19 protein-coding genes are annotated in these 22,019 nt (G+C 65.3%); 9 read left to right on the top strand and 10 right to left on the bottom strand.

Features of this window, described 5'->3' with window-relative positions; translation table 11 throughout:
- Window positions 1-13: 13 nt before the first annotated feature.
- The 3 genes from hutG to hutI form a co-directional block, all read right to left on the bottom strand.
- Window positions 14-820 carry an N-formylglutamate deformylase gene (gene hutG / locus ACLIMP_RS09115; protein WP_324698955.1) on the bottom strand — a complete coding sequence of 269 codons (807 nt, stop codon included), beginning with the start codon at window positions 818-820 and terminating at the stop codon, window positions 14-16.
- A gap of 154 nt (window positions 821-974) precedes the next feature.
- On the bottom strand, window positions 975-2,504 hold the full coding sequence (gene hutH / locus ACLIMP_RS09120; RefSeq protein ID WP_324698956.1) for a histidine ammonia-lyase: 1,530 nt from the start codon (window positions 2,502-2,504) through the stop codon (window positions 975-977).
- Window positions 2,501-3,700: an imidazolonepropionase gene (gene hutI / locus ACLIMP_RS09125; RefSeq protein ID WP_443477793.1), complete on the bottom strand. Its 1,200-nt coding sequence runs from the start codon at window positions 3,698-3,700 to the stop codon at window positions 2,501-2,503. Before hutI ends, hutH begins: the two co-directional genes overlap by 4 nt.
- Window positions 3,701-3,786: 86 nt before the next feature.
- On the opposite strand from hutI, the gene ACLIMP_RS09130 reads away from it, so the two are divergent.
- On the top strand, window positions 3,787-5,175 hold the full coding sequence (locus ACLIMP_RS09130; protein ID WP_324698958.1) for a formimidoylglutamate deiminase: 1,389 nt from the start codon (window positions 3,787-3,789) through the stop codon (window positions 5,173-5,175).
- Entirely contained in the window at window positions 5,172-5,894 is a 723-nt protein-coding gene (gene hutC / locus ACLIMP_RS09135) for a histidine utilization transcriptional repressor HutC (protein WP_185997649.1), read from the top strand. Before ACLIMP_RS09130 ends, hutC begins: the two co-directional genes overlap by 4 nt.
- Window positions 5,895-6,007: 113 nt before the next feature.
- Here the strand turns inward: hutC and ACLIMP_RS09140 are convergent, their stop codons facing one another.
- From ACLIMP_RS09140 to ACLIMP_RS09150, 3 genes are all read right to left on the bottom strand, one after another.
- Window positions 6,008-6,160: a hypothetical protein gene (locus ACLIMP_RS09140; protein WP_185997648.1), complete on the bottom strand. Its 153-nt coding sequence runs from the start codon at window positions 6,158-6,160 to the stop codon at window positions 6,008-6,010.
- Between the two features lie 257 nt (window positions 6,161-6,417).
- Window positions 6,418-6,885, bottom strand: a complete 468-nt coding sequence (locus ACLIMP_RS09145) for a nuclear transport factor 2 family protein (RefSeq protein ID WP_324698959.1) — start codon at window positions 6,883-6,885, stop codon at window positions 6,418-6,420.
- A gap of 424 nt (window positions 6,886-7,309) precedes the next feature.
- Window positions 7,310-8,428: an alkene reductase gene (locus tag ACLIMP_RS09150; RefSeq protein ID WP_324698961.1), complete on the bottom strand. Its 1,119-nt coding sequence runs from the start codon at window positions 8,426-8,428 to the stop codon at window positions 7,310-7,312.
- Window positions 8,429-8,544: 116 nt separating this feature from the next.
- Here ACLIMP_RS09150 and ACLIMP_RS09155 point away from each other — a divergent pair, with 116 nt between their 5' ends.
- Both ACLIMP_RS09155 and ACLIMP_RS09160 read left to right on the top strand, forming a co-directional pair.
- Window positions 8,545-9,483: a LysR family transcriptional regulator gene (locus ACLIMP_RS09155; protein WP_324698962.1), complete on the top strand. Its 939-nt coding sequence runs from the start codon at window positions 8,545-8,547 to the stop codon at window positions 9,481-9,483.
- Window positions 9,484-9,831: 348 nt separating this feature from the next.
- On the top strand, window positions 9,832-11,292 hold the full coding sequence (locus ACLIMP_RS09160) for an arylsulfatase (protein WP_324698963.1): 1,461 nt from the start codon (window positions 9,832-9,834) through the stop codon (window positions 11,290-11,292).
- 237 nt (window positions 11,293-11,529) lie between these two features.
- Here the strand turns inward: ACLIMP_RS09160 and ACLIMP_RS09165 are convergent, their stop codons facing one another.
- From ACLIMP_RS09165 to ACLIMP_RS09175, 3 genes are all read right to left on the bottom strand, one after another.
- The gene (locus tag ACLIMP_RS09165) at window positions 11,530-12,381 is read right to left on the bottom strand and encodes an aldose 1-epimerase (protein ID WP_324698964.1); all 852 of its coding nucleotides are present in this window, start codon (window positions 12,379-12,381) and stop codon (window positions 11,530-11,532) included.
- Between the two features lie 117 nt (window positions 12,382-12,498).
- Window positions 12,499-13,647, bottom strand: coding sequence for a ThuA domain-containing protein (locus ACLIMP_RS09170; protein WP_324698965.1), 1,149 nt, complete (start codon window positions 13,645-13,647; stop codon window positions 12,499-12,501).
- Window positions 13,648-13,800: 153 nt separating this feature from the next.
- Window positions 13,801-14,697, bottom strand: coding sequence for a LysR family transcriptional regulator (locus ACLIMP_RS09175; RefSeq protein WP_324698966.1), 897 nt, complete (start codon window positions 14,695-14,697; stop codon window positions 13,801-13,803).
- A 134-nt stretch (window positions 14,698-14,831) separates the two neighbouring features.
- Between ACLIMP_RS09175 and ACLIMP_RS09180 the strand changes: the two genes are divergently transcribed.
- The 5 genes from ACLIMP_RS09180 to ACLIMP_RS09200 all read left to right on the top strand — a co-directional run bounded on the left by ACLIMP_RS09180 (window position 14,832) and on the right by ACLIMP_RS09200 (window position 20,878).
- Window positions 14,832-15,884: an NAD(P)-dependent alcohol dehydrogenase gene (locus tag ACLIMP_RS09180; RefSeq protein WP_324698967.1), complete on the top strand. Its 1,053-nt coding sequence runs from the start codon at window positions 14,832-14,834 to the stop codon at window positions 15,882-15,884.
- A gap of 217 nt (window positions 15,885-16,101) precedes the next feature.
- The gene (locus tag ACLIMP_RS09185) at window positions 16,102-17,583 is read left to right on the top strand and encodes an efflux transporter outer membrane subunit (RefSeq protein ID WP_324698968.1); all 1,482 of its coding nucleotides are present in this window, start codon (window positions 16,102-16,104) and stop codon (window positions 17,581-17,583) included.
- A 1-nt stretch (window position 17,584) separates the two neighbouring features.
- Complete coding sequence (locus ACLIMP_RS09190) at window positions 17,585-18,907, top strand: efflux RND transporter periplasmic adaptor subunit (protein ID WP_054441360.1); 1,323 nt, start codon at window positions 17,585-17,587, stop codon at window positions 18,905-18,907.
- Between the two features lie 10 nt (window positions 18,908-18,917).
- Window positions 18,918-19,670, top strand: coding sequence for an ABC transporter ATP-binding protein (locus ACLIMP_RS09195; RefSeq protein ID WP_324698969.1), 753 nt, complete (start codon window positions 18,918-18,920; stop codon window positions 19,668-19,670).
- Window positions 19,670-20,878 carry an ABC transporter permease gene (locus ACLIMP_RS09200; RefSeq protein WP_324698970.1) on the top strand — a complete coding sequence of 403 codons (1,209 nt, stop codon included), beginning with the start codon at window positions 19,670-19,672 and terminating at the stop codon, window positions 20,876-20,878. Before ACLIMP_RS09195 ends, ACLIMP_RS09200 begins: the two co-directional genes overlap by 1 nt.
- 321 nt (window positions 20,879-21,199) lie before the next feature.
- Here the strand turns inward: ACLIMP_RS09200 and ACLIMP_RS09205 are convergent, their stop codons facing one another.
- Window positions 21,200-21,901 carry a DUF2238 domain-containing protein gene (locus ACLIMP_RS09205; protein ID WP_054435865.1) on the bottom strand — a complete coding sequence of 234 codons (702 nt, stop codon included), beginning with the start codon at window positions 21,899-21,901 and terminating at the stop codon, window positions 21,200-21,202.
- Window positions 21,902-22,019: the final 118 nt, after the last annotated feature.

The following is a 22,019-nucleotide window of genomic DNA, read 5'->3' on the forward strand; positions in this document are numbered from 1 at the left end:
GTATTTCCTCTGGTCAGGATTGCGCGAAGGCGATTGCGGCCTTCAGCACGTCTTGCAGGATCGGGGTGAGGGTGGCGGCACGCGCCGCCGAATAGGGCAAGGGCCAGTTGGCTTCGCTCGGCACTTCGGGCTCATCCATGTAGCCGCGAATGGCGAGTTCCATCTGGATCGCGTGGACGCCGCTGGCAGGCTCTCCATAATGCCGCGTGGTCCAGCCGCCACGGAAGCGGCCGTCCAGAACGTGGCTCAGACCGCTTGCCTTGCAGACTTGGGTCACGGCGGCGGAAAGCGCCGGATCGCAGGTCTGGCCGAGGTTGGTGCCAATGTTGAACTGCGGCAATTCGCCATCGAACAGGCGCGGCACGTGGCTGCGGATCGAGTGCGCGTCATAGACCACGACTTTGCCGTGAGCACTGCGCAGTCGCTCGATCTCGGAGCGAAGCGCGGCGTGGTATGGATCGAACCAGAGCGCGCGCCGGCGGGCGATCTCGGCTTCGTCCGGCGCAGCGTCCTTGTAGAGCAGCTCGCCGTCGAAGGTGGTCGTCGGGCAGAGTTCCGTCGTCGCCTGCCCCGGATAGAGCGAGGCGCCCGATGGATCGCGGTTGAGGTCGATCACGCTGCGCGAGACGCGCGCAGCAATCGTCGTCGCGCCAAGCTCGCGGGCGAAGGCGTAGAGATCGTCCACCCACCAGTCGGCATCGCGCCGTGCCAGCCAGTCCGAGTGGAAGGCCGGGCCGACGTCGGCGAGGTCGGTGCCGACATGCGGGAAGGCGACGATGAGCGGCGCCTCCCCGCGATGAAGGGTGAAGGGCAGGTTCATGTGCTTCGCTCCGTACCGACCGTCGTTCCCGTTTCCATCTTCGTCATTACGAGGAGGCGAAGCCGACGCGCCAATCCGGAACGGCTCTGCGCGACTCTGGATTGCTTCGCTACGCTCGCAATGACGAAAGTGGGGGTGGACGGCAGGCGGGCCATCACGAAATCGCCGGGAGCAGGTCCGCCGCCGTGTCGGCCAGCGCGCCGGAGCGGATCAGCACGTTCGCGGCTTCCATGTCCGGGTGGAAATGACGGTCGTCGTCCAGCGCCGGAACTTCCGCGCGCAGCACGCCGCGCGCGGCTTCGAGCCAGGTGCTGGAGGCGAGCGGGGCGTGGAACTCGATGCCCTGGGCGGCGGCGAGCAGTTCGATGCCGATCACCGCCGTCGCGTTCTCCACCATCGAGAGAAGGCGGCGCGCGCCGTGGGCGGCCATCGAGACGTGGTCTTCCTGATTGGCCGAAGTGGGGATCGAATCGACCGATGCCGGATAGGCCTTCTGCTTGTTTTCGGAGACCAGCGCGGCGGCGGTGACCTGCGGGATCATGAAGCCCGAATTGAGGCCGGGGCGCGGCGTCAGGAACGCGGGCAGGCCGGACAGCGCAGGGTCCACCAGCATGGCGATGCGGCGTTCGGCGATCGAGCCGATCTCGCAGACGGCCAGCGCGATCATGTCGGCGGCGAAGGCGACCGGCTCGGCATGGAAATTGCCGCCGGAGAGGGCCTCGTCCGCTTCCGGGAAGATCAGCGGGTTGTCGGAAACGCCGTTGGCCTCAATCTCCAGCGTCGTTGCCGCCTGGCGCAGCACGTCGAGCGCGGCGCCCATGACCTGCGGCTGGCAGCGCAGGCAATAGGGGTCCTGCACGCGGGCGTCGTTCTCGACATGGCTGGCGCGGATCGCGGAGCCCGCCATGAGGCCGCGCAGGGCGTCGGCCACCTCGATCTGGCCGCGATGGCGGCGCAGGGCGTGGATGCGCGGGTCGAACGGCGTGTCGGAGCCCTTCGCCGCTTCGGTGGAAAGTGCCCCCGTCACCAGCGCGGAGCGGAACAGCAGTTCGGCTTCGAACAGGCCGGCCAGCGCATTGGCGGTCGAGAACTGGGTGCCGTTGAGCAGTGCGAGGCCTTCCTTCGGCCCGAGTTCAAGCGGATCGAGACCGGCGCGGGTGAGCGCTTCGATAGCGGGGAGGCGCTGGCCTTCGAACATGATCTCGCCCACGCCGATCATCGTTGCGGCCATGTGCGAAAGCGGGGCAAGGTCGCCGCTGGCGCCGACCGAACCTTGCGAGGGCACCACCGGCGTCAGGCCCTTGGCCAGCATCGTTTCGAGCAGGGCGACGGTTTCCGGGCGCACGCCCGAGGCGCCTTGTGCGAGGCTGGCAAGCTTGAGCGCCATCATCAGGCGGATCACGGGAACCGGAGAGGGCTCACCCGTGCCCGCCGCATGGCTCAGCACGATGTTGCGCTGGAGCGTGGCGAGATCCTCGTCGCCGATGCGCACGCTGGCAAGCTTACCGAACCCGGTGTTGATGCCGTAGACCGGCTCGCCCCTGGCGAGGATGCGGGCGACGGCGGCGGCGCTTTCGATCACGCGCGGCGCGCAGGCCGGGTCGAGCGTCACGCCCGCGCCGCGATAGACCGCGCGCCACTGGGCAAGCGAAACGTTGCCGGGCGTGAGGAGGATGTCGTTCATTGTCCACTCCAGATGCGCGCATGGAGCGGATTGAAGCCCATGCGGTAAACGAGGTCGGCCGGGCGCTCGATGTCCCAGATCGCAAGGTCGCAGGCCTTGCCGGGTTCGAGCGTGCCGAGACGGTGGGAAAGGCCCAGCGCCTGCGCCGCGTTACGCGTCACGGCGGCGAGGCATTCGGGCACGGTGAGGCGGAACAGGGTTGCGCCCATGTTCATCGCCATCAGCAGCGAGGTGAGGGGCGACGTGCCGGGATTGCAGTCCGTCGCCAGCGCGATCGGCACGCCGGCTGCGCGCAGGGCGGCGACCGGCGGCAGCACGGTTTCGCGGCAGAAATAGTAGGCGCCAGGCAGCAGCGTGGCGACGGTGCCGGAAGCGGCCATGGCGGCCACGCCTTCGCTATCGAGATGTTCGAGATGATCCGCCGAAAGCGCGCCGTGGCGGGCGGCCAGGGCGCTGCCGTGGAGGTTGGAGAGCTGCTCCGCATGCTGCTTCACTGGCAGGCCATGCGCTTTGGCGGCGACGAAAAGACGCTCGGTCTGCTCGGGAGAGAAGCCGATGCCCTCGCAGAAGGCGTCCACCGCATCGGCAAGGCCCGCCTGTGCGACGGCGGGCAGCATGAGCTCGCAGATGTGGCCGATATAGCCATCGGCATCGCCTGCGAATTCGGGAGGCAGGGCGTGGGCGCCGAGGAAGGTGGTGACGATCCGCACGGGGCGGAGTTCGCCCAGCCGCCGTGCGGCGCGCAGCATCTTGATCTCGCTGGCAAGGTCGAGGCCGTAGCCTGACTTCACCTCGACGGTGGTAACGCCTTCCGAAATCAGCGCGTCGAGGCGGGGCAGGGCGGAGGCGACCAGTTCGTCCTCGCTGGCGGCGCGCGTGGCCTTCATGGTCGAGACGATGCCGCCCCCGGCGCGGGCGATTTCCTCATAGGAAGCGCCTTCCAGCCGCAGTTCGAACTCGCGCGAGCGGTCTGCGCCGAAGACGAGATGGGTGTGGCAATCGATCAGGCCGGGCGTGATCCAGCGGCCCGCGCAGTCGATCGTTTCGGCGGCGTCGAATGGGGGAGCCCCGGCTTCAGGACCGGCGTACAAGATCGCGCCGTCCTGCGATGCGACGAGGCCGTTCTCGACCAGTCCGAGTCCCTCGCCCGCCATCGTTGCCAAACGGGCATGTTTCCAGAGCCTGTCGCAGCGCATGACGAGTCGATCCTCCTTGGTTGCCCCGGTTATTGCATCGGTCGTTTTTAATGTATAGACAAAATAGCGAAGGAGCTACGAAAGCGATGTCCGACCTTTCTCCCCGTGCGATCATTGCCGACCTCGCCCTGCTGGAGGACGGCTGGGCCGCAGACGTGCGGATCATACTCCGGCAAGGGCGAATTTCCGGCATCGAGCGCGATACGGCGGTGCGCGCGGGCGACGAGCGCCATGGCTGCGTCATCCCTGCACTGGGCAACCTCCATAGCCACGCCTTCCAGCGCGGCATGGCCGGTCTTGCGGAGCGGCGCGGCCATAGTGACGACAGCTTCTGGACCTGGCGCGAGGTCATGTATCGCTTCCTCGACCGGATGACGCCGGACGATCTCCATGCGGTGGCGGCGATGGCCTATCTGGAGATGCTGGAAAGCGGCTTTGCCCGCGTCGGCGAGTTTCATTATCTCCATCACGCGCCGGATGGGCGGGCCTATGCCGACCCGGCGGAAATGAGCGTCGCCATTGCCCGCGCGGCGGCGGAAACGGGCATCGGCCTCACCCTGCTGCCGGTGTTCTACGCCCATTCCGGCTTCGGCGCGCTGCCGCCGAGCGAGGGGCAGCGGCGCTTCCTCCACGACCTCGACGGTTTCGCCCGCTTGCTCGAAGGTGCGGGCGGCGCCCTTGCCGGACTGGACGAGGCAGTGCTCGGTCTCGCCCCGCACAGCTTGCGGGCGGTTTCGCCGGAGCAGCTCGCGGCGCTCGAAAGTATGGCCGGGGCCGGGGCTGGTGCCGGCGCGGGGCCGATCCACATCCACATCGCCGAGCAGGTCCGCGAAGTGGAGGACTGCCTTGCCTGGAGCGGTCGGCGTCCGGTCGAATGGCTGCTCGATCATGCGGCCGTGGACAGGCGCTGGTGCCTCGTTCACGCCACGCACATGACGCAGGGCGAGGCCCGCGCCGTGGCTCGCAGCGGCGCCGTGGCGGGGCTTTGCCCGATAACCGAGGCCAACCTGGGCGACGGTCTGTTCCCCGCCGAGGAGTTCCTTGCCGAAGGCGGCGTCTATGGCATCGGCAGCGACTCGAACGTGCTGATCGATGCGGCCGAGGAATTGCGCCTGCTGGAATATGGCCAGCGGCTCACCCGGCGCGGCCGCAATCTGCTGGCGGATGCTGCCACGCCTTCCACGGGCGAGGCGGTCTGGCGGCGTGCGCTGGACGGCGGCGGGCAGGCGCTCGGCGCAAAGGGCGGGCTTTCCATCGGCTTGGCCTTCGACGCGCTCTCGCTCGACCTCGGCCATCCGTCACTGGCGGCGCGCGGGGCTGATCGCCTGCTCGACGGGCTGGTTTTCGCCGCGGGGCGGAGCGCGGTGGATTGCGTCTGGCGCTTCGGCGCACAGGTGGTAAGCGGTGGCCGACATCATGCACGGGACGGGGTCGTCCGGCGCTATACAGAGACGTTGAACAGGCTGATCGGGTGAACACACCGCTCCACGAACGCATCCGTCTGGATTTCGAAACGCGCATCCTGTCCGGCGCGCTCGCGCCCGGCGCGCGCCTGCCGACCGAGCAGGAACTGATGGAACTCTATCGCTGCGCACGGATGACGGTGAACAAGGCGCTGTCCGCACTGGCGACGGCGGGGCTCGTGGACCGCCGCAAGAAAGCCGGCACTTTCGTCGCCCGGCCACGCGTGCATTCGATGGCGATGGATATCCCGGATCTCGGCGCCCAGGTGGCGGAGCGCGGACAGGCTTATCGCTTCGACCTCTCGCTGCGCCGCGAAATGCGCGCGACACAGGCGCGGCTGGAGTGGAAGGTGGACAGTTCGGTGCCGCTGCTCGAACTGGAAGGCATACACTTCGCCGATGGCGCGCCGTTCGCGCTGGAGCACCGCTTCGTGAATGTCGCCGCCGTTTCCGAGATACTAGATGCCGATTTCACCGGCTCCTCGCCCGGCACATGGCTGCTGGAGCACGTCCCCTGGACCGAGGCCGATGCCCGGATCACCGCAACCGGGGCCAGTGCGGCCGAAGCGCGGTTGCTGGCCGTCGAACCGGGAGCGCCCTGCCTTTGCGTGGAGCGCAAGACCTGGCGCGGCCTCGAGCCGATCACCTATGTGCGCCAGCAGTTCGTCGCCGGTGCCTATGAACTGACGGCACATTTCGGACCGGGCGCGTCGGCGCGCCGCGAGGCCTGAGAGATCCACGCCGCCTCGCACAATAGACCTGTCGGATGCTTCCTTGAGATGCCTCAGTTCAGCGCAGGTCCCGGCGGGGCGTTGAGGAGGGCTTGCTGGTGGAATGAGAGGCCTCACTGGGGCCGCTTCTCGCCACGACGTTGCGCGGCCAACTGCAAAAGCCTCTCGATGTTCGGAACGGCCTGTGTCACGGGCTGGTCGGCATTTCGGCGGCAACTGAACAGCAGCAAGCCACCTTGCGATGGGAAATCAATGGCGAGAGCCATGGGATTTCTTGGGATGATCTACAGGAGCAGTTAGGGTGGCTTTCAAGACTGCCCCGCGCCGTTTCGGTTATCTCGACTCCGTCGCTGGCGCGCGCCGGAAACAGGGCCATAAACAGCGCCGAAAACAGAGCGTGGTGGCGATCAGAGTTCTCACTGAATGTGTCCGAACCATGAGACTGCTGCTATAACTGTGCCGGTCTCCGCCTCCTCGTGAGGGGGAGGAGGGGCGAGGTGGAAACCGGTATCGGGGGCGCTGTTCACGCCTGGCCTTTGCTCTGTGGCGGAGCTTCGGAAGTTGGCCAGACGACATCCAGCCGGCTGTGGGTGATGCGCCAAGCGCCGTCGATGCGCCGATACTCGTCCGCATAGAGGCCCAGCAGAAGCAGGGGATTGGGATCGGACTTGGAGGCTGTCTCGAAGTCGATGAGATAACAGGAGCCGGTCGCACTGTCCGGGCCGGTCTGCTCAATCAGGTGGTTGGCGATGGGGTGCATGAAGGGATAGTGGTCCCGCCGGTCGCGATCGAACAGAGCATAGGCATCCTTGAGCCCGGCCTTGATCGCCTCGAGCCCTTCCATCCGCCCCACCGTCACTTCGACCACCGCATTGGCGGCAAACACCTGGTCGAGAGCGTCGATCCGGTTTCCGTCGAGAAGATGCGAATAGCGGATACGCAGGTTGCGAATCTCGTCTTTGTCGAGCAAGGCTTGGATCTTGTCTTGCATGTTTTCGTACACCTTGTCGTAAGGATCAGGCTGGCCCGAGAGGCTGGATCGTGGGGAGAGGTTCGCGAACGTCGTCGCGAACGGCGACGCAAAGCGAGGACGGCAGGCTGAGGCGCAGCGACGCGGTGTCGCCGGCCTGCTCCCGGTTAGGTCGTAAACTCATAAACGGCACCATCGAGGTTTGAGGCAAAATGGCTCAGCGCCAGGAGGGAGGGCGATGGAATATGTCGATATTTCAAGCCTTCCCGACGCAGCGATGGGCCATTTTGGTCAAATCCCGAAGGGACGTCCAAATGGCTTCCATCTCGAACCGAAGCTGCCTTGGACGGGCAACCAGCCCGCCCGGCGGCACCTTCGGCCCGAGCTGTTCGCCATTTGGGCGCCTCGATGGTGCCGTTTATGAGTTTACGACCTGGTGCTTGGTTCAGCCATTTTTGCCGGCTTCCTCTTCCTCCCAGGTGGGGTAATCGGTGTAGCCGCGCGCGCCGAGGTCACCGTACCAGGTGGCGCGGTCGGCAGCGTTGGTCGGATGGCCGGCGCGCATGCGCTCGACCAGGTCGGGGTTGGCAATGAACGGGCGGCCGAAGGCGATGAGGTCGAGCTCGCCCGACTGCAGGGCCGCCTCGGCGGTGTCCTTCTCGAAGCCGCCTGCGGCAATCAGGATGCCGGTATAGGTGTTACGGAAATCGCGTGCGAAGTTTTCGGGCATCTTCTCGGCGCCAATCGTCAGCTGATCGCTGAGATGCACATAGGCAAGGCTGCGCTTCTCGAACTCGCTCGCCAGCGTGACCCAGGTTTCGGCCTCGTCTTCGTAGGGCTTCATGCCGAACAGGCGGCCGAACGGCGAGACCCGCACGCCGACCCGGTTACTGCCGATCTCCGCGCTGATCGCGTCGAGCGTTTCGAGCATGAAGCGCAGGCGGTTCGCGATCGAGCCACCATAGCGGTCCTCGCGCTTGTTGAGCGCGCCGTTGACGAACTGCTCGAAGAGGTAGCCATTGGCGCCGTGAAGCTCGACGCCGTCGAAACCGGCATCGATGGCCGTGCGCGCCGCCCGCACGAAGTCGTGGGTAATTCGGGCGACTTCCTCGGTCTCAAGCGCGCGCGGAGGGCTGGCAGCGAGCGTCTTGGCGGTGCCGTTCTCGTCGCGCCCGAAAGCCCAGACGTTCTCGCCCACGCTTGATGAACACGAAACCGGCGACTGTTCCTCGCCCAGGATCGAGGTGTGCGAGACACGCCCCACATGCCAGAGCTGGGCAAACATGCGGCCACCTTTCGCGTGAACCGCGTCGGTCACACGCCGCCAGCCTGCGGCCTGCTCGTGCGTATAGAGGCCCGGATTGAACAAGTAGCCGCAGCCTTCCAGCGAGACCGGGGCCCCTTCGCTGATGATGAGGCCTGCGCCAGCGCGCTGGCTGTAGTACTTCACGGTCAGGTCGTCGGGCACGGTGTCGAGCGCCCGCGCCCGGGTCATCGGCGCCATGACGACGCGGTTTCGCAGTTGGAGACCGGAGAGGTCGAAGGGCTCGAAAAGCTTGGTCATGGGAATCCTGGACAGTACGGGTTTGGAATTGGAGCGATGCGTTGCTCCTAATTAGAGTGGAACTGAGGGCTGATAATCCCCTTGCCATTCCAGCCAGCCGATCCCACAATTCCCGAATGGACACACAGGACCGATTTTCCGGACTGATGGAATTCGTCACGACCGTGCGCCAGGGGAGCTTCGCGGCCGCCGCCCGGGAGCTGGGTGTCACGGGTTCCGCGGTCGGCAAGAGTATCACGCGCCTGGAGGCGCGCCTCGGGACCAAATTGCTGCACCGGACAACGCGGCTTTTGACCCTGACCGCCGAAGGCCAGCTCTACCTCGATGCGTGCCAGAGGATCATCGATGACCTGGAAGGGACCGAACTGGCGATGGCGTCGGGGCGGGACACGCCGGTAGGGACGCTTCATCTCAACCTGCCTGCGGCGTTCGGGCGCAAACACGTGATGCCGATCCTGCTGGATCTCACGGCCCGGTACCGCCACCTCGACCTCTCGGTGATGTTCACCGAGCGCACGGCCAACGTCATCGATGAGGGCATCGACCTCGCCGTGCGCATCGGCGCGCTCGGTAACGACGCGGACCTGACCGCGCGGCGGCTCGGCACCCAGCGGCTCCTGATCTGTGCCTCCCCGGACTACCTTGCGCGCCATGGCGCCCCGACAACTCCGGAGGAATTGACACAGCGTGATTGCATCATCGGTTGGAGGCGCGTTCCCCGACCGGTGTGGTTGCTGAAGGATGAGGCCGGTGGCGAGATCGCTCAGGAAGTGAAGGTACGCCATGAATTCAGCGACGGCGAAGCGATCGTCGCGGCCGTTCTGGCGGGAGAAGGCCTGTCCCAGCTCCCTACTTGGTTGATCGGCAAGGAGCTTGCTTCAGGCGCTCTTGTGCCGGTGCTGGAGGAATTTGCCGGCGCACAAATGCCGATCCACCTCGTCTGGCCCAGCTCCCGCTATGAGCAGCCGCGCCTGCGCATCGTGATCGATGCCTTGGCTGCCGCGGCGCAAAAGCCGGGATCGTGCTTTACGCCAGAAGCGCCTTCCCGAGACTAATGCTACCAGAAATTGACAAGGATAGGTTCTGCAGCGGCTCGCGACCCTTATCGGTCGTTCAGCGGTCGAATTCCCGTTCCCCGGTGCAGTCTGTCCACTTACCCATCTCATACGCCCACCGGGCCGATTGGCGAACGTCCGGTCCCGGGCCGGGGCGCGGCGATAGCTGACGTTTACGCCGTATCGGCTGTCGGCCAGTTCAAGTAATTCCGCGCTTGATGGTGCGCTGCTGGAGAGCACCCGTGCTTTCCCCGATTAATGCAAGGGTTAATCCCGATGTGCGCGTGTGACTTGCCTTTCTAGGTTGCCTGCGGATGGCCCTATGGCAGAGCCAAGCTGGAGAACGTCATGCCCAAGTCGCAACCGAACATCCTCGTCATCTTTGGCGATGACATCGGCTACTGGAACATCAGTTCCTTTGGCGGGGATACGATGGGTGTCGAAACGCCCAACATCGACCGCATCGGCAAGGAAGGGATCAAGCTTACCTCGTTCTACGCGCAGCCGTCCTGCACGGCGGGGCGCGCGGCGTTCATCACCGGGCAGATGCCCGCGCGCACCGGCCTGACCACGGTGGGTGCCGCCGGTGCGCCGCAGGGCCTGTCGGACAAGGATCCCACGATCGCCCAGATCCTCAAGATGGCGGGTTATGCCACCGCCCAGTTCGGCAAGAACCACCTTGGCGACCGCGAAGAGCACCTGCCCCACCGCCACGGCTTCGACGAATACTTCGGCAACCTCTATCACCTGAATGCGAACGAGGATCCCGAAGACCCTGACCGTCCCCAGAGCAAGGAATTCCAGGATCGCTGGCAGGTGCGCGGTCTGGTCTCGGGTACCGCCGGCGGCGAAACGAAGGACGAAGGCCCGCTCGATACCGAGCGGATGAAGACCATCGACGACGAGATCGTCGCCAAGACCTCCGATTTCATGGAGCGGCAGGTCAAGGCCGACAAGCCGTTCTTCGTCTGGCACTGCGCCAGTCGCATGCACGTGTTCACCCATATGCTTGACGAGCGGCGCGGCGTATCGCGGGCGTCGGAGGCCGACATCTACGGCGATGGCCTTGCCGAGCATGACGGCCATGTTGGCCAGCTGCTGGCCAAGCTCGAAGAACTGGGCATCACCGAGGACACCATCGTCGTCTACACCACCGACAACGGCGCCTATCAGTACATGTGGCCCGAAGGCGGCACCTCACCGTTCCGCGGCGACAAGGGCACGACCTGGGAGGGCGGCGTGCGCGTGCCTTGCGTGGTGCGCTATCCCGGCAAAATTCCGGCAGGCCAGGTCAGCTCGGACATCGTCGCCATGGAGGACTTCTTCATGACCTTCGCGTCGCTGGTCGGCATGCCCGACATCGGCGAGAAGCTGAAGAAGGGGGTCGAGCACGACGGCAAGACCTACAAGGTCCATCTCGACGGCTACGATCAGACCGCGCTGTTCACCGGCACCGGCCCCTCCACGCGCAAGTACTATTTCTATTACGACGAGACCGAGTTGACCGGCGTGCGTTATGGCCCATGGAAGGTGACGATCGCCGCGAAGATGGAAGGCAAGTGGGACAATCCGCTGGTCCACCTGGGTCGCCCGATGATCACCAACATCCTGATGGATCCCTTCGAACGCCAGTGGGGAGACGTCAACCGCAAGCTGGCCGAACACAAGGGCTGGGTGCTGCTGCCGATCGTCGACTTCATGACCAAGCACGTGATGACCTTCCAGGAATTCCCGCCCCGGCAGGAAGCCATGTCGGCCGACTTCTCGAAGATGATCGACAAGTTCAAGGAACAGGCCGCGCGCGACTGACGCACGGCGATTGATCCGACCGGAAAGGGCTGCCGCCGGTTTACCTGCGGCAGCCCTTTTCGCGCTTCATCATGGGCCAGCATTGATGCTCTGCCGGGGTGTTCCGCCGCGAGCCGATGGCCCCAGGCCCAGGTTGGGCGCAGGGCAGTCGTTAATCCGGCTCGGCCTGGCGTCGGCTATGGTGCGTGTCCGGGTCGGCCAGCGTTCAGAACGCAGGTTTCCGACTTACGGATGCGCCTAAGCGAGTTGGCGGGCCGAGATCGTCATGCTCACGCTGGCGGTTTCGCCGGGTTCCAGCCAGGCCATCGTTTCCGGTGCGCGGTTGATCGCGTCGGTGGCGTGAGTGACGGGCTCGACGCAGAAATAGTCCTCGCCTTTCGGGGAGAAGACCACCGTGGTCGACAGTTCGTCCGAGGGCAGGATAGTCAGGCCCAGGCCGCGCGTGGGCCAGTCGATCTCCAGCGCGCCTTCGCGTCCGGTATAGGCGGTGTCGACCGCGCGGGCATCCACGGGTTCGCCCTGCCACCAGTCGATCGCCTCGTCCTGTTCGTCCAGCGAACTGGGAAGGCAGTCGGGCGTGTTGTACCACTCACCCCGGTGAAACCCGCGATAGACGGTGGCGGCATCGCGCGGGAAATAGGGGTGGAAACCGAGACCGGCCGGCATCGTTGCATCGCCGAGGTTCGTAACCGAGATGCTCGTAACCACCCCCCCGGCGCCGAGCTGGAAGGTCTGGCGCGCGCGGTATGGCCAGGGCCACTCCCCGCCGGGATAGACATGTTCGAGCACCGCGTGGTCCTCTCCCTGTTTCGCCACCTGCCACGCGGCCAGCCAGCCGAAGCCGTGGAGCGGGTGGGGGTGATCGGAACCGGGGAAATTCGGCGCGATCGTGCCCCTGCGCGCGCCGGTGTTGAAGCGCCCCCGCGCGATGCGGTTGGAGAAGGGGACCAGCGGAAAACTGGCGACGTCGAAGATCGTGTTCCCGCAGACGGGACGCATCAGCGGCTCGCCGTGCCAGTCCAGCCGCAACACCGATCCGCCGCGCTCGGGGGCCAGTTCGAGGCGATAGCCTTGCGCTTCGATAATCATCGCTTCCGGTCCACTCCCATGGCTCTACCTTCCCGGTTTGCGGCGGGCTTGGGCGGAAACCGAGTTAGCGCTAACAAGGGGGTGTTGCAACTCCGGCGATGATCCCGGCGCGGGCGATCATTGCCCGCGCTCGCACGCCTTTCGCTGAGAAACCCAGGTGAGGGCGTTCTTCACCATGGTGCGATACTCCGGCGTGGAATAAGTCTCCGGGCGGTGGCCGATGGCGGAATAGAACATCCGGCCCTTGCCGATGCAATTGCTCCAGACAAGCGGATGGTCGCCCATGTGGAGGTCCTGGCCACCGATGCCCTTCGGCGAATAGGTCGTCTCGTCCAGCGTGGCCAGTACGCTTGCTCCGGCCTTTCGCGGGTTGGTGCTGAACGAGTACCATTCGTCGTTCATCGTCCATTCGGCGGGGAGCCCGGCGGCGAGCGGCGAGGACGGGGTTTCGATCCTGATCCGGGCGTCCTGGAACTGCGGTGCCATCGGATGCCCGGCAAAGCGGGCGCCGATCAGCGTATCGGCATACCAGTCCCAGAAGTAGACGGGATCGCCGGCCGAGCCATGAACCGCAAAGAAGCCGCCGCCGCCCTCGACATAGCCCTGGAGCGCCTTGCGCTGGGTGAGGGTGAGCACGTCGCCGCTGATATTGTTCCAGATCACCGCATCGAAGCGGCGCAGGGTTTCTGGCCGGATCGCGCCGCCCTTGTCCGTGGCGACCACGTTCCAACCATTCTCGCGGGCAAGGTCCATGATCAGGGCATGGGCAGCGTCGAAGCCGGGGGTGTCCTTGAAGCCGTTGATCTTCTCGAACACGAGCAGGCTCGGAGCACCGTTCCTGTCCTTGCCCTTTTGCACGGGCAGGTCGAGCGGGGTGTCGTCATAGCGGGCGCAGCGAGCCACGCGGTCGGCCTCGGTGACCTTGAGTTTGCGCAGTTCGCCATCGGCCCGGTCCACGGCTTCGGCGGGCATTCCGAAGAATCCGGCGGCCTTGCGCAGGGTCAGGATGGCGGCGAAAGTGGGGGCTTCGGTGCCCAGGAAGCGCGGCGGCGCGCGGTCCAGCGCGGGCCCCATCTCGCGCGAGACGATGGCTTTCGCATCGGGGCTCAGCAGCAGGTCGATGAGCGGCGAATCCGCGGTGAACGGGGCATCCCGCAAGGCACAGTCCAACTGCGCCGGGCCGGCAGGCGCTGCGGCAGCGGCGACATGCGGGGTCAATGCGGAAGCAGCCAGGGCGGCGCAGGCGATCAGGGTGCGTCTTTTCATTGTCATGGTCTCCAGCTCTCCCGGTCTGGTCTCTCCTGCGTAACGCAAGGCTGCAATTTGGCAAGCGTTCGCCAGACGGACATTCGCGGGGCACCGGACCCGGCCGGTCCCCTCCGGCCGTTTCTTTTACGAAAGCTGCTTGATCCGCGCCGCCTAATCCCCGCGATAGCGCAGGGCGTCCACCAGCAGGCGGAATGCGGCGGAAGGTTGCCGGCGGCTGGGATAATAGAGGTGGTAGCCGGAGAACGGCTGGCACCAGTCGTCAAGCAGGGGGACCAGAGCGCCGGATTCGATGTGCGGCCTTGCGTAAGTGTCCATCATCATGGCGATCCCGGCGCCGTCGAGCGCTGCCTGCAGGATCATCGCCATGCTGTCGAAAGTGAGCTGGCCATCGACGCGGACGTTGAGTTCGCGCCCGTCCTTCTCGAATTCCCACGCATAGATGCTGCCCCGCGTGCGGAACCGCAAGTTGATGCACTGGTGGGCCGCAAGGTCATGCGGGGTTTCGGGAAGGCCGTGGCGCTCGATATATTCCGGCGCTGCCACGGGCACGAGGCGCGCATGAGGGCCGATGCGTACCGCGATCATGTCGCGGGCGATGGATTCGCCAAGCCGGACACCGGCGTCGAACCGTTCGGCCACGATATCGACGAAGCCGGAATCGATGTTCACTTCGACGTTAATGTCGGGATAGTTGGGCAGGAACCGGCGCAGCGCGGGCCAGATCACCGAATTCGCGGCATGTTCCGATGCCGTCAGCCGCACGGTGCCGGCTGGCTTGTCGCGAAGTTCGCTGACGGTGGCCAGGCCCATGGCGATCTCGTCCATCGCCGGGCGCAGGGTGGCGAGCAGCCGAGCGCCGGCCTCGGTGGGCGAGACGGCGCGGGTCGTTCGCGAAAGCAGCCGCACCCCCAGCCGCGTTTCAAGGCGACGGATCGTGTGGCTGAGCGCGGACTGGGACGAACCCAGCTTCGCGGCGGCGCGCGTGAAGCTGCCTTCGTCGGCGACGGCGATGAAGGCGGTGAGATCGGCGAGATGTTCGCGTTGCATTCATGAGGCCATATCATGACAGTCATGCCGTGGCCTCCCCTAATTGTTAGCACCTTGCGAACATATATTCCGCGCCGGGTGTTGCATTGCAGCATGTCTGTCCCACCGTGCCATCCCGAGAACGAGGAACTCCCATGAAGACCATCGGCTACGCAGCCCAGTCCGCCGAAACGCCGCTCGCGCCGTTCGAATTCGACCGCCGCGAACTGCGCGGAAACGATGTCGCCATCGAGATCCTCTATTGCGGGGTCTGCCACTCGGACCTTCACACCGCCCGCAACGACTGGGGCGGCACCGTGTATCCGATCGTGCCGGGGCACGAGATCGTCGGCCGCGTCACTGCGGTGGGCCCCGAGGCGGGGCGCCATGCGGTGGGCGAGGTCGTGGCGATCGGCTGCCTCGTCGACAGCTGCAAGCATTGCGACCAGTGCGAGCGCGATCTGGAGAACTACTGCCGCAACGGCTGGGTCGGCACGTATAACGGCAAGGACAGGATCACCGGCGAAATCACGCAGGGCGGCTATTCGCGCGATATCGTCGTGCGCGAGGATTTCGTGCTGAAGGTTCCGCAGAACCTGGATGTGGCCAAGGTTGCGCCGCTGCTCTGCGCGGGCATCACCACTTATTCGCCGCTGCGCGAATGGAACGTGGGAGAGGGCAGCCGCGTGGGCGTGATCGGCCTGGGCGGTCTGGGCCACATGGCGGTGAAGCTGGCGGCGGCAATGGGCGCTGACGTCACCGTGTTCAGCCGCTCGCCCGGCAAGGAAGCCGACGCGCTCGAACTGGGCGCCTGCCGCGTGCTGATTTCCAGCGATGCCGATGCGATGAAGGCAGCCGCCAGCAGCTTCGACTTCATCATCGACACCGTGCCGGTGAAGCACGATCTCAATCCCTACCTGCCGCTGCTCGACGTGGACGGCAGCCTGGTTCTGGTCGGGCAGATCGGCCCGGTGGAAGAGCCGATCACCACGCCGCTGATCTTCGGACGCCGCCGCGTGGCCGGATCGTTGATCGGCGGCATCGCCGAAACTCAGGAAATGCTCGATTTCTGCGCCGAAAAGAACATCCTTCCCGAAGTCGAGATGATCCGCATGGAAGAGATCAACCATGCCTACGAACGCATGGAGAAGTCCGACGTGCATTACCGCTTCGTGATCGACATGGCGACGCTGGAAGCCGCCGCCTGACCGGTCATGTGCCCCGATCGGGGCGCGCCGAACGATGAGAATGGCCGGAAAGCGGGAGCTTTCCGGCCATTTCCTTTTGATCCGCGGGCAGAGCCGGGAACATCCCTCCTCGCCAAGGCGTTGTAATCGCCGACGCTTCTTCTTGACCTTTCCCCTCAACCCGGATCATCTTCGCCAAAGGTTTACGACCCAAGTCGAGGGATCACCCTGGAATCCGATGATCTTGCGAGCCGGATTAGATCGCCTTTTGTTCGTCCCGCTCGCGGCAGGCTTGCTGGCCTCCTGTGCGGTCGGTCCCGATTATGCGGCGCGCAGTGCCGGTGAGCTGGGCGTTCCCGATCAATGGTCGGTCAGTGCGCCGCCACAGGCCGAAGACCTCACCCGCTGGTGGCGCAATTTCGACGATCCGGTGCTGACGCAGCTGGTCGAACAGGCCGCCGCGACCAATCTCGATCTCGAACAGGCGATAGCGCGGCTGCGGCAGGCGCGGGAATCGCTCGTCATCAGCGGGGCAGCGCTGCTGCCTTCGGCCAGCGGATCAGGCAGCGTCAACCGCACCGAAACGCTCAAGGGCGGCGGTACGACCCTGACCCTGCCGGACGGCACGGTGACGACCACGGGCGGAGGAGGGCGGACCAGCTTCTCGCTCGGGCTCGACGCCAGCTACCAGCTCGATCTGTTCGGCGGCAATCGCCGCGCGGTGGAGGCCAGCAGGGCCCAGTTCGAAGGTTCGGGCTTCGACTATGCCACCACCTTGCTCACGGTGCAGAGCGAAGTCGCGCGCAATTATGTGCTGGCCCGGGCCTATCAGGCGCAGCTCGAAAACGCGAAGGCGAGCCTCGCGATCCAGGACGACAATCTCCAGATCGCCGGGTGGCGGGTCATGGCGGGGCTGGTCTCCTCGGTGGACCAGGAGCAGGCGCGCGCCAGCAGGGCGCAGACAGCCGCGGGCATCCCGCAGGTCGAACAGCAGTACAACGCCGCCGTCTCGCGCATCTCGGTACTGACCGGACAGGCGCCGGGCGCGCTCAAGCCGTTGCTCGCGCCAGTGCGGCCGATCCCGCGAGGGCCGGTGCAGGTCGGTTCGGGCATTCCCGCCAATGTGCTGCGCCAGCGGCCCGACGTGCGATCCTCCGAACGCCAGCTCGCGGCGGCGACGGCGCAGATCGGCGTGGCCAAGGCCGCGCTGCTGCCCCAGCTCAACATCAGCGGCAGCCTCGATACCAATGCCACCAATTTCAACAGCCTGTTCGACACGATCACCGGCGGGCTGTTCGGCGGGATCAGCCAGGCAATCTTCAACGGCGGGCGCCTGAACGCGCAGGTCCGCTCCAGCCGCGCCGCGGTGGACGGCGCCTTCGCGGCATACCGCTTCTCGGTGCTCACCGCCCTTGAGGACGTGGAAAATGCGGTCGTCGCGCTGCAATCGGCCGAGGAGCGCGAGCGGCAGTTCGCCATCGCGCTGGACGCTTCGAACAACTCGGCGCTGCTGGCGCGGGCACAGTACCGCAGCGGCCTGACCGACTTCACAACGCTCAATACGCAGGAAAGCGCGCTGATCTCCGCGCGGAACGGACTGGTGCAGGCCCGGTCCGACCGGGCGACCGCGCTGATCGCGCTTTACGATGCGCTCGGCGGCGGCTGGGACCCTTCCTCCGACTACACCGTGCTGGCAACCGAGCCTCGGGGAACGAACTGAGATGGCCGACGAAAAACTCGACGAATTCCTCGGAGCGGACAAGAAACCGGTCTGGCAGCGCAAATGGGTGTTCTGGACCGGCCTGGTGGTGCTTGTGTCGCTTTCAGTGCTGCTTGTGCGGTGCTTCGGTGGCACTGAGCCTCAGGCTTACGCCACCACCAAGGCGGAGAAAGGGCGCCTCGTCACCAGTGTCTCGGCCACCGGAAAACTGGCCCCGACCAATCAGGTGACGGTGGGTTCGCAGCTTTCCGGCCTCGTCACCAAGGTGCTGGTGGACGTGAACGACAGGGTCAAGGCCGGGCAGGTGCTTGCCGAGATCGACCCCGAGCAGATCGAGGATCAGATCCGCCAAAGCCAGGCGCAACTCGCGGCAAACCGCGCCCAGGTGGACCAGGCGCGGGCGACGCTGGCGGAATCGCAGGCCCAGCTTGCCCGCCTCGAGGAAGTCTCGCGACTGTCCGGCGGCAAGGTTCCCTCGAAGACCGAACTTCAGGCGGGCCGCGCCGACATGCAGCGTGCTGCCGCCGCGCTCAAGACCTCGCAGGCCAATGTGCTCGCTGCCGAAGCGTCATTGGCGCAGAACCAGACACAGCGCGCCCGGGCGATGATCGTGTCTCCGGTTTCGGGCGTGGTGCTGGCCCGGCAGGTCGATCCCGGCCAGACCGTCGCTTCCTCTTTCAACACCCCCACGCTCTTCGTGATCGCCGAGGATCTCAGCGAAATGAAGCTGGAAGTCGCGATAGACGAAGCCGATGTCGGCACCGTGGAGGAAGGCCAGAGCGCCACTTTCACGGTGGATGCCTTCCCCGGAAAGTCTTTCCCCGCGAAGATCACCCGTGTCGAGATCGCGTCCAACCTTACCGCCTCCTCGGCGAGTTCATCCAGTTCGTCGACAAGCACGACCAGCACCAGCGGGCAGGTCGTGTCCTATGCGGCGGACCTTTCCGTCGCCAATGCCGATTTCAAGCTGCGCCCCGGCATGACCGCCACGGCCGATATCGTCACTTCGGACAAGAACGACGTCCTGCTGATCCCCAATGCCGCGCTCTCCTTCACCCCGCAGGCCGCGGCCAAGAAGAAGGGCGGCGGCGTGACCGCGGCGATCAGCTTCCGCCCGCCGCGTCGCGGCCAGCGCGCGGCCAAGAGCGCGACGCTTGACCGGGGCACGCGCCAGACCATCTACGTGCTCGGCGCCGACGGAACGCCGCAGGCGATCCAGATCGTTACCGGCAGCACCAACGGCCAGCAGACCGAGGTGGTGTCCGGCGATCTGAGGCCCGGCATGCAGGTCGTGACCGGCCAGCTTGCCACAGCCGGAAGCTGAGGCGGGGCGCATGGCCGGCACCTCGCCCATCATTTCGCTGCGCGGGATCACCAAGGTGTTCGGCACCGGGGAGACGGCTTTCCGCGCACTCAAGGGCGTCGATCTCGATATCATGTCGGGTGATTTCGTGGCGGTCATGGGGCCGTCCGGTTCGGGCAAGTCGACGATGATGAACATCCTGGGCTGCCTCGACGTTTCTACCGCCGGCCAATTCCTGTTTCATGGCCACCACGTCGAAAACCTCGACCGGGACCAGCGCGCGCTCCTGCGCCGCAAGTACCTCGGCTTCGTGTTCCAGGGCTTCAACCTGCTGGCGCGCACTTCCGCATTGGAGAATGTGGAACTTCCGCTGCTCTACCGCGGCGACAGCAAGCAAGACCGGCGCAAGGAGGCCATGGCCGCGCTGGACAAGGTGGGGCTTGCCGATTGGGCGGGCCATACGCCGGGCGAACTTTCCGGCGGGCAGCAGCAGCGCGTCGCCATTGCCCGCGCCATCGTCACCAATCCGGAAGTCCTGCTGGCCGATGAGCCGACCGGCAATCTCGACAGCCAGCGCTCGGTCGAGATCATGGAGTTTCTTTCCGTGCTCAACCGCGATTCCGGGATTACCGTGCTGATGGTCACCCATGAGCCGGACATGGCCGAGTATGCGCGGCGGATCGTCCACTTCAAGGATGGTCTGATAGACCGGATCGACCAGGGCAACGGTGCTGCGGCTGCGGCTCCGGCTCCGGCTTCAGCGCATTCCGGGGATATCGGCTGATGCTGGGCACGACCTTCCTTCTCGCGCTGCGCTCGATCCGGCGCCACGTTCTGCGATCCCTGCTGACCATGCTGGGGATCGTCATCGGCGTGGCGGCCGTTGTCTCGATGGTGACGCTGGGCAAGGCGACCACGGCGGCGGTAACCCAGCAGATCGCCGCTCTCGGCACCAATATCCTTCAGGTCCGCCCCGGTCAGGGTTTCGGGCGCGGGGGGGGCGGACCTTCGCCGCGCGATTTCGACCCATCCGACATCGTCGCCATCCGCCAGCAGGTGGGCGGCGTCACGGCCGTGGCCCCGCAGGCTTCGTCGAGCGGCACTGCCATCTACGAGGGTGCCAACTGGTCGACGACGATCAACGGCACCACTTCCGACTACTTCCGGATCCAGCCCTGGCCGCTGCAATCGGGCCGCCTGTTCACCGGGGATGAGGAAAGCGCCGGCAAGTCGGTCTGTATCATCGGCACCACGGTAAGCACCAACCTGTTTCGCGGCGCCGATCCTATCGGCAAGCGTTTCCGCATCGGCGATGTATCCTGCGATGTCATCGGGCTGCTGACGACCAAGGGACAGGCGGGTTTCGGCGGCGACCAGGACGATATCGTCATCATGCCGATCAAGACGGTGCAGCGCCGCTTCCTCGGCACGACTTCGATCCGCACGATCCTCGTCGGGGTGGACGGCAACTATTCCACCGAGCAGGTCCAGACGACCCTCACCACCCTCCTGCGCGAGCGCCGCCACATCACGGAAGGCAAGGACGACGATTTCAACATCTTCGACACCAAGCAGATTTCCGATACGCTGACCCAGACGACGACGATGCTCACCCAGATCGTGGCGGCGGTAGCCGCGATCAGCCTGGTGGTGGGCGGGATCGGCATCATGAACATCATGCTGGTCTCGGTGACGGAACGAACCCGCGAGATCGGCATCCGCCTCGCCATCGGAGCGGTGGCGAACGAGGTGCTGATGCAGTTTCTGGTGGAGGCGGTCGTGCTGTCGTGTCTGGGCGGGCTGATCGGACTGCTGCTTGCTCAACTTGTGGTGGGCGTGGCGACGCCGCTGATGGATCTGCCCTGGATATTCGATCCGGCGGTCAACCTCGGGGCCTTTGTGGTTTCGGCGGTGATCGGTGTAGTCTTCGGCTATTTCCCGGCCCGGCGCGCGGCCAGTCTTAATCCCATCGACGCCCTTCGTCACGAATAGGAACTTCAGCCGATCCGCGGATGTTCGTGGGCTACGCCGAATTCGTCCACGCCGACTAGGTCGTAAACTCATAAACGGCACCATCGAGGCGCCCAAATGGCGAACAGCTCGGGCCGAAGGTGCCGCCGGACGGGCTGGTTGCCCGTCCAAGGCAGCTTCGGTCCGAGATGGAAGCCATTTGGGCGTCCCTTCGGGATTTGATCAAAATGGCCCAACGCTGCGTCGGGAAGGCTTGAAATATCGACATATTCCATCGCCTTCCCTTCTTGCGCTGAGCCATTTTGCCTCAAACCTCGATGGTGCCGTTTATGAGTTTACGACCTAGGACTTATCCGCCCCGAACACCCTGGGATACCGTTCGACGAAACGCTGGAGCCAGTCCTTGCGGCCTTCCTTGCGGGCACGCAGCAGATAGAGCAGCCCGGCAAGGCTGGCGAAGAGCGCGCCTATCGTATCGACGATGAGATCCCACATCGTGTCGGTCAGCCCGGATGGATCGTTCAGCATCGGCTTCTGCATGTTCATCCCGAAGATCTGGTCCATCGCGAACTCGAAAATCTCCCAAAGCGCGCCGAGCGCCACGCTGAAGCAGAAGGCGAAGAAGGCAAGGAACACGGGCCTCAGCGCAAAGCCGACGGTTTCGCTCTCGTTGAGCAGGTAGAGCATGAGGAAGCCCAGCAGCCCCAGCAGTACGCCGGAACTGGTGTGGAGTACCAGATCCCACCACCAGATGCGGATGTAGAAATCGCGAACCTCGCCAAGGAACAGCGTCGCGAAGATGAAGATCACGGCGCAGACCTGAATTTCGACCGGCACCAGAGCGATCACGCCGCGGCGGTGAAACACCGGCAGGCCGATGATCGCCATCAGGCCCAGCACAAGCACGGCATGGGGCCAGCGTCCTGTCCATAGCAGCGTCGCCAGTTCGAAGGCCATGACGGCCAGCATCGCATAAGTTACCAGCGCCTGCTTGCGGCCGACCGGCGGCGGGATTTGCGAACTGTCGCGCTCTGGATCGGTCATGAGATTCCCATGCGGCAATGTCTGGCACGATATGCGCCGGCTTTTTCAGGTATTTCGCCGTATGGATGCAAGCATTCCTTCCCTGCACTTGCAAGCGTGACCTTGGCGGAGACTTGGG

Source organism: Novosphingobium aeonii, assembly GCF_052279045.1.
GTDB lineage: Bacteria > Pseudomonadota > Alphaproteobacteria > Sphingomonadales > Sphingomonadaceae > Novosphingobium.

Excerpts from the sequence above, each read along its gene's own strand:
- ACLIMP_RS09195 (WP_324698969.1), top strand. The coding sequence starts at position 18,918 with ATGGCCGGCACCTCGCCCATCATTTCGCTGCGCGGGATCACCAAGGTG.
- ACLIMP_RS09185 (WP_324698968.1), top strand. The coding sequence starts at position 16,102 with ATGATCTTGCGAGCCGGATTAGATCGCCTTTTGTTCGTCCCGCTCGCG.
- ACLIMP_RS09190 (WP_054441360.1), top strand. The coding sequence starts at position 17,585 with ATGGCCGACGAAAAACTCGACGAATTCCTCGGAGCGGACAAGAAACCG.
- hutI (WP_443477793.1), bottom strand. The coding sequence starts at position 3,700 with ATGCGCTGCGACAGGCTCTGGAAACATGCCCGTTTGGCAACGATGGCG.
- ACLIMP_RS09140 (WP_185997648.1), bottom strand. The coding sequence starts at position 6,160 with ATGGCTCTCGCCATTGATTTCCCATCGCAAGGTGGCTTGCTGCTGTTC.
- ACLIMP_RS09145 (WP_324698959.1), bottom strand. The coding sequence starts at position 6,885 with ATGCAAGACAAGATCCAAGCCTTGCTCGACAAAGACGAGATTCGCAAC.
- hutG (WP_324698955.1), bottom strand. The coding sequence starts at position 820 with ATGAACCTGCCCTTCACCCTTCATCGCGGGGAGGCGCCGCTCATCGTC.
- ACLIMP_RS09155 (WP_324698962.1), top strand. The coding sequence starts at position 8,545 with ATGGACACACAGGACCGATTTTCCGGACTGATGGAATTCGTCACGACC.
- ACLIMP_RS09150 (WP_324698961.1), bottom strand. The coding sequence starts at position 8,428 with ATGACCAAGCTTTTCGAGCCCTTCGACCTCTCCGGTCTCCAACTGCGA.
- ACLIMP_RS09170 (WP_324698965.1), bottom strand. The coding sequence starts at position 13,647 with ATGAAAAGACGCACCCTGATCGCCTGCGCCGCCCTGGCTGCTTCCGCA.
- ACLIMP_RS09205 (WP_054435865.1), bottom strand. The coding sequence starts at position 21,901 with ATGACCGATCCAGAGCGCGACAGTTCGCAAATCCCGCCGCCGGTCGGC.
- ACLIMP_RS09130 (WP_324698958.1), top strand. The coding sequence starts at position 3,787 with ATGTCCGACCTTTCTCCCCGTGCGATCATTGCCGACCTCGCCCTGCTG.
- ACLIMP_RS09165 (WP_324698964.1), bottom strand. The coding sequence starts at position 12,381 with ATGATTATCGAAGCGCAAGGCTATCGCCTCGAACTGGCCCCCGAGCGC.
- ACLIMP_RS09160 (WP_324698963.1), top strand. The coding sequence starts at position 9,832 with ATGCCCAAGTCGCAACCGAACATCCTCGTCATCTTTGGCGATGACATC.
- hutH (WP_324698956.1), bottom strand. The coding sequence starts at position 2,504 with ATGAACGACATCCTCCTCACGCCCGGCAACGTTTCGCTTGCCCAGTGG.
- ACLIMP_RS09200 (WP_324698970.1), top strand. The coding sequence starts at position 19,670 with ATGCTGGGCACGACCTTCCTTCTCGCGCTGCGCTCGATCCGGCGCCAC.
- ACLIMP_RS09175 (WP_324698966.1), bottom strand. The coding sequence starts at position 14,697 with ATGCAACGCGAACATCTCGCCGATCTCACCGCCTTCATCGCCGTCGCC.
- ACLIMP_RS09180 (WP_324698967.1), top strand. The coding sequence starts at position 14,832 with ATGAAGACCATCGGCTACGCAGCCCAGTCCGCCGAAACGCCGCTCGCG.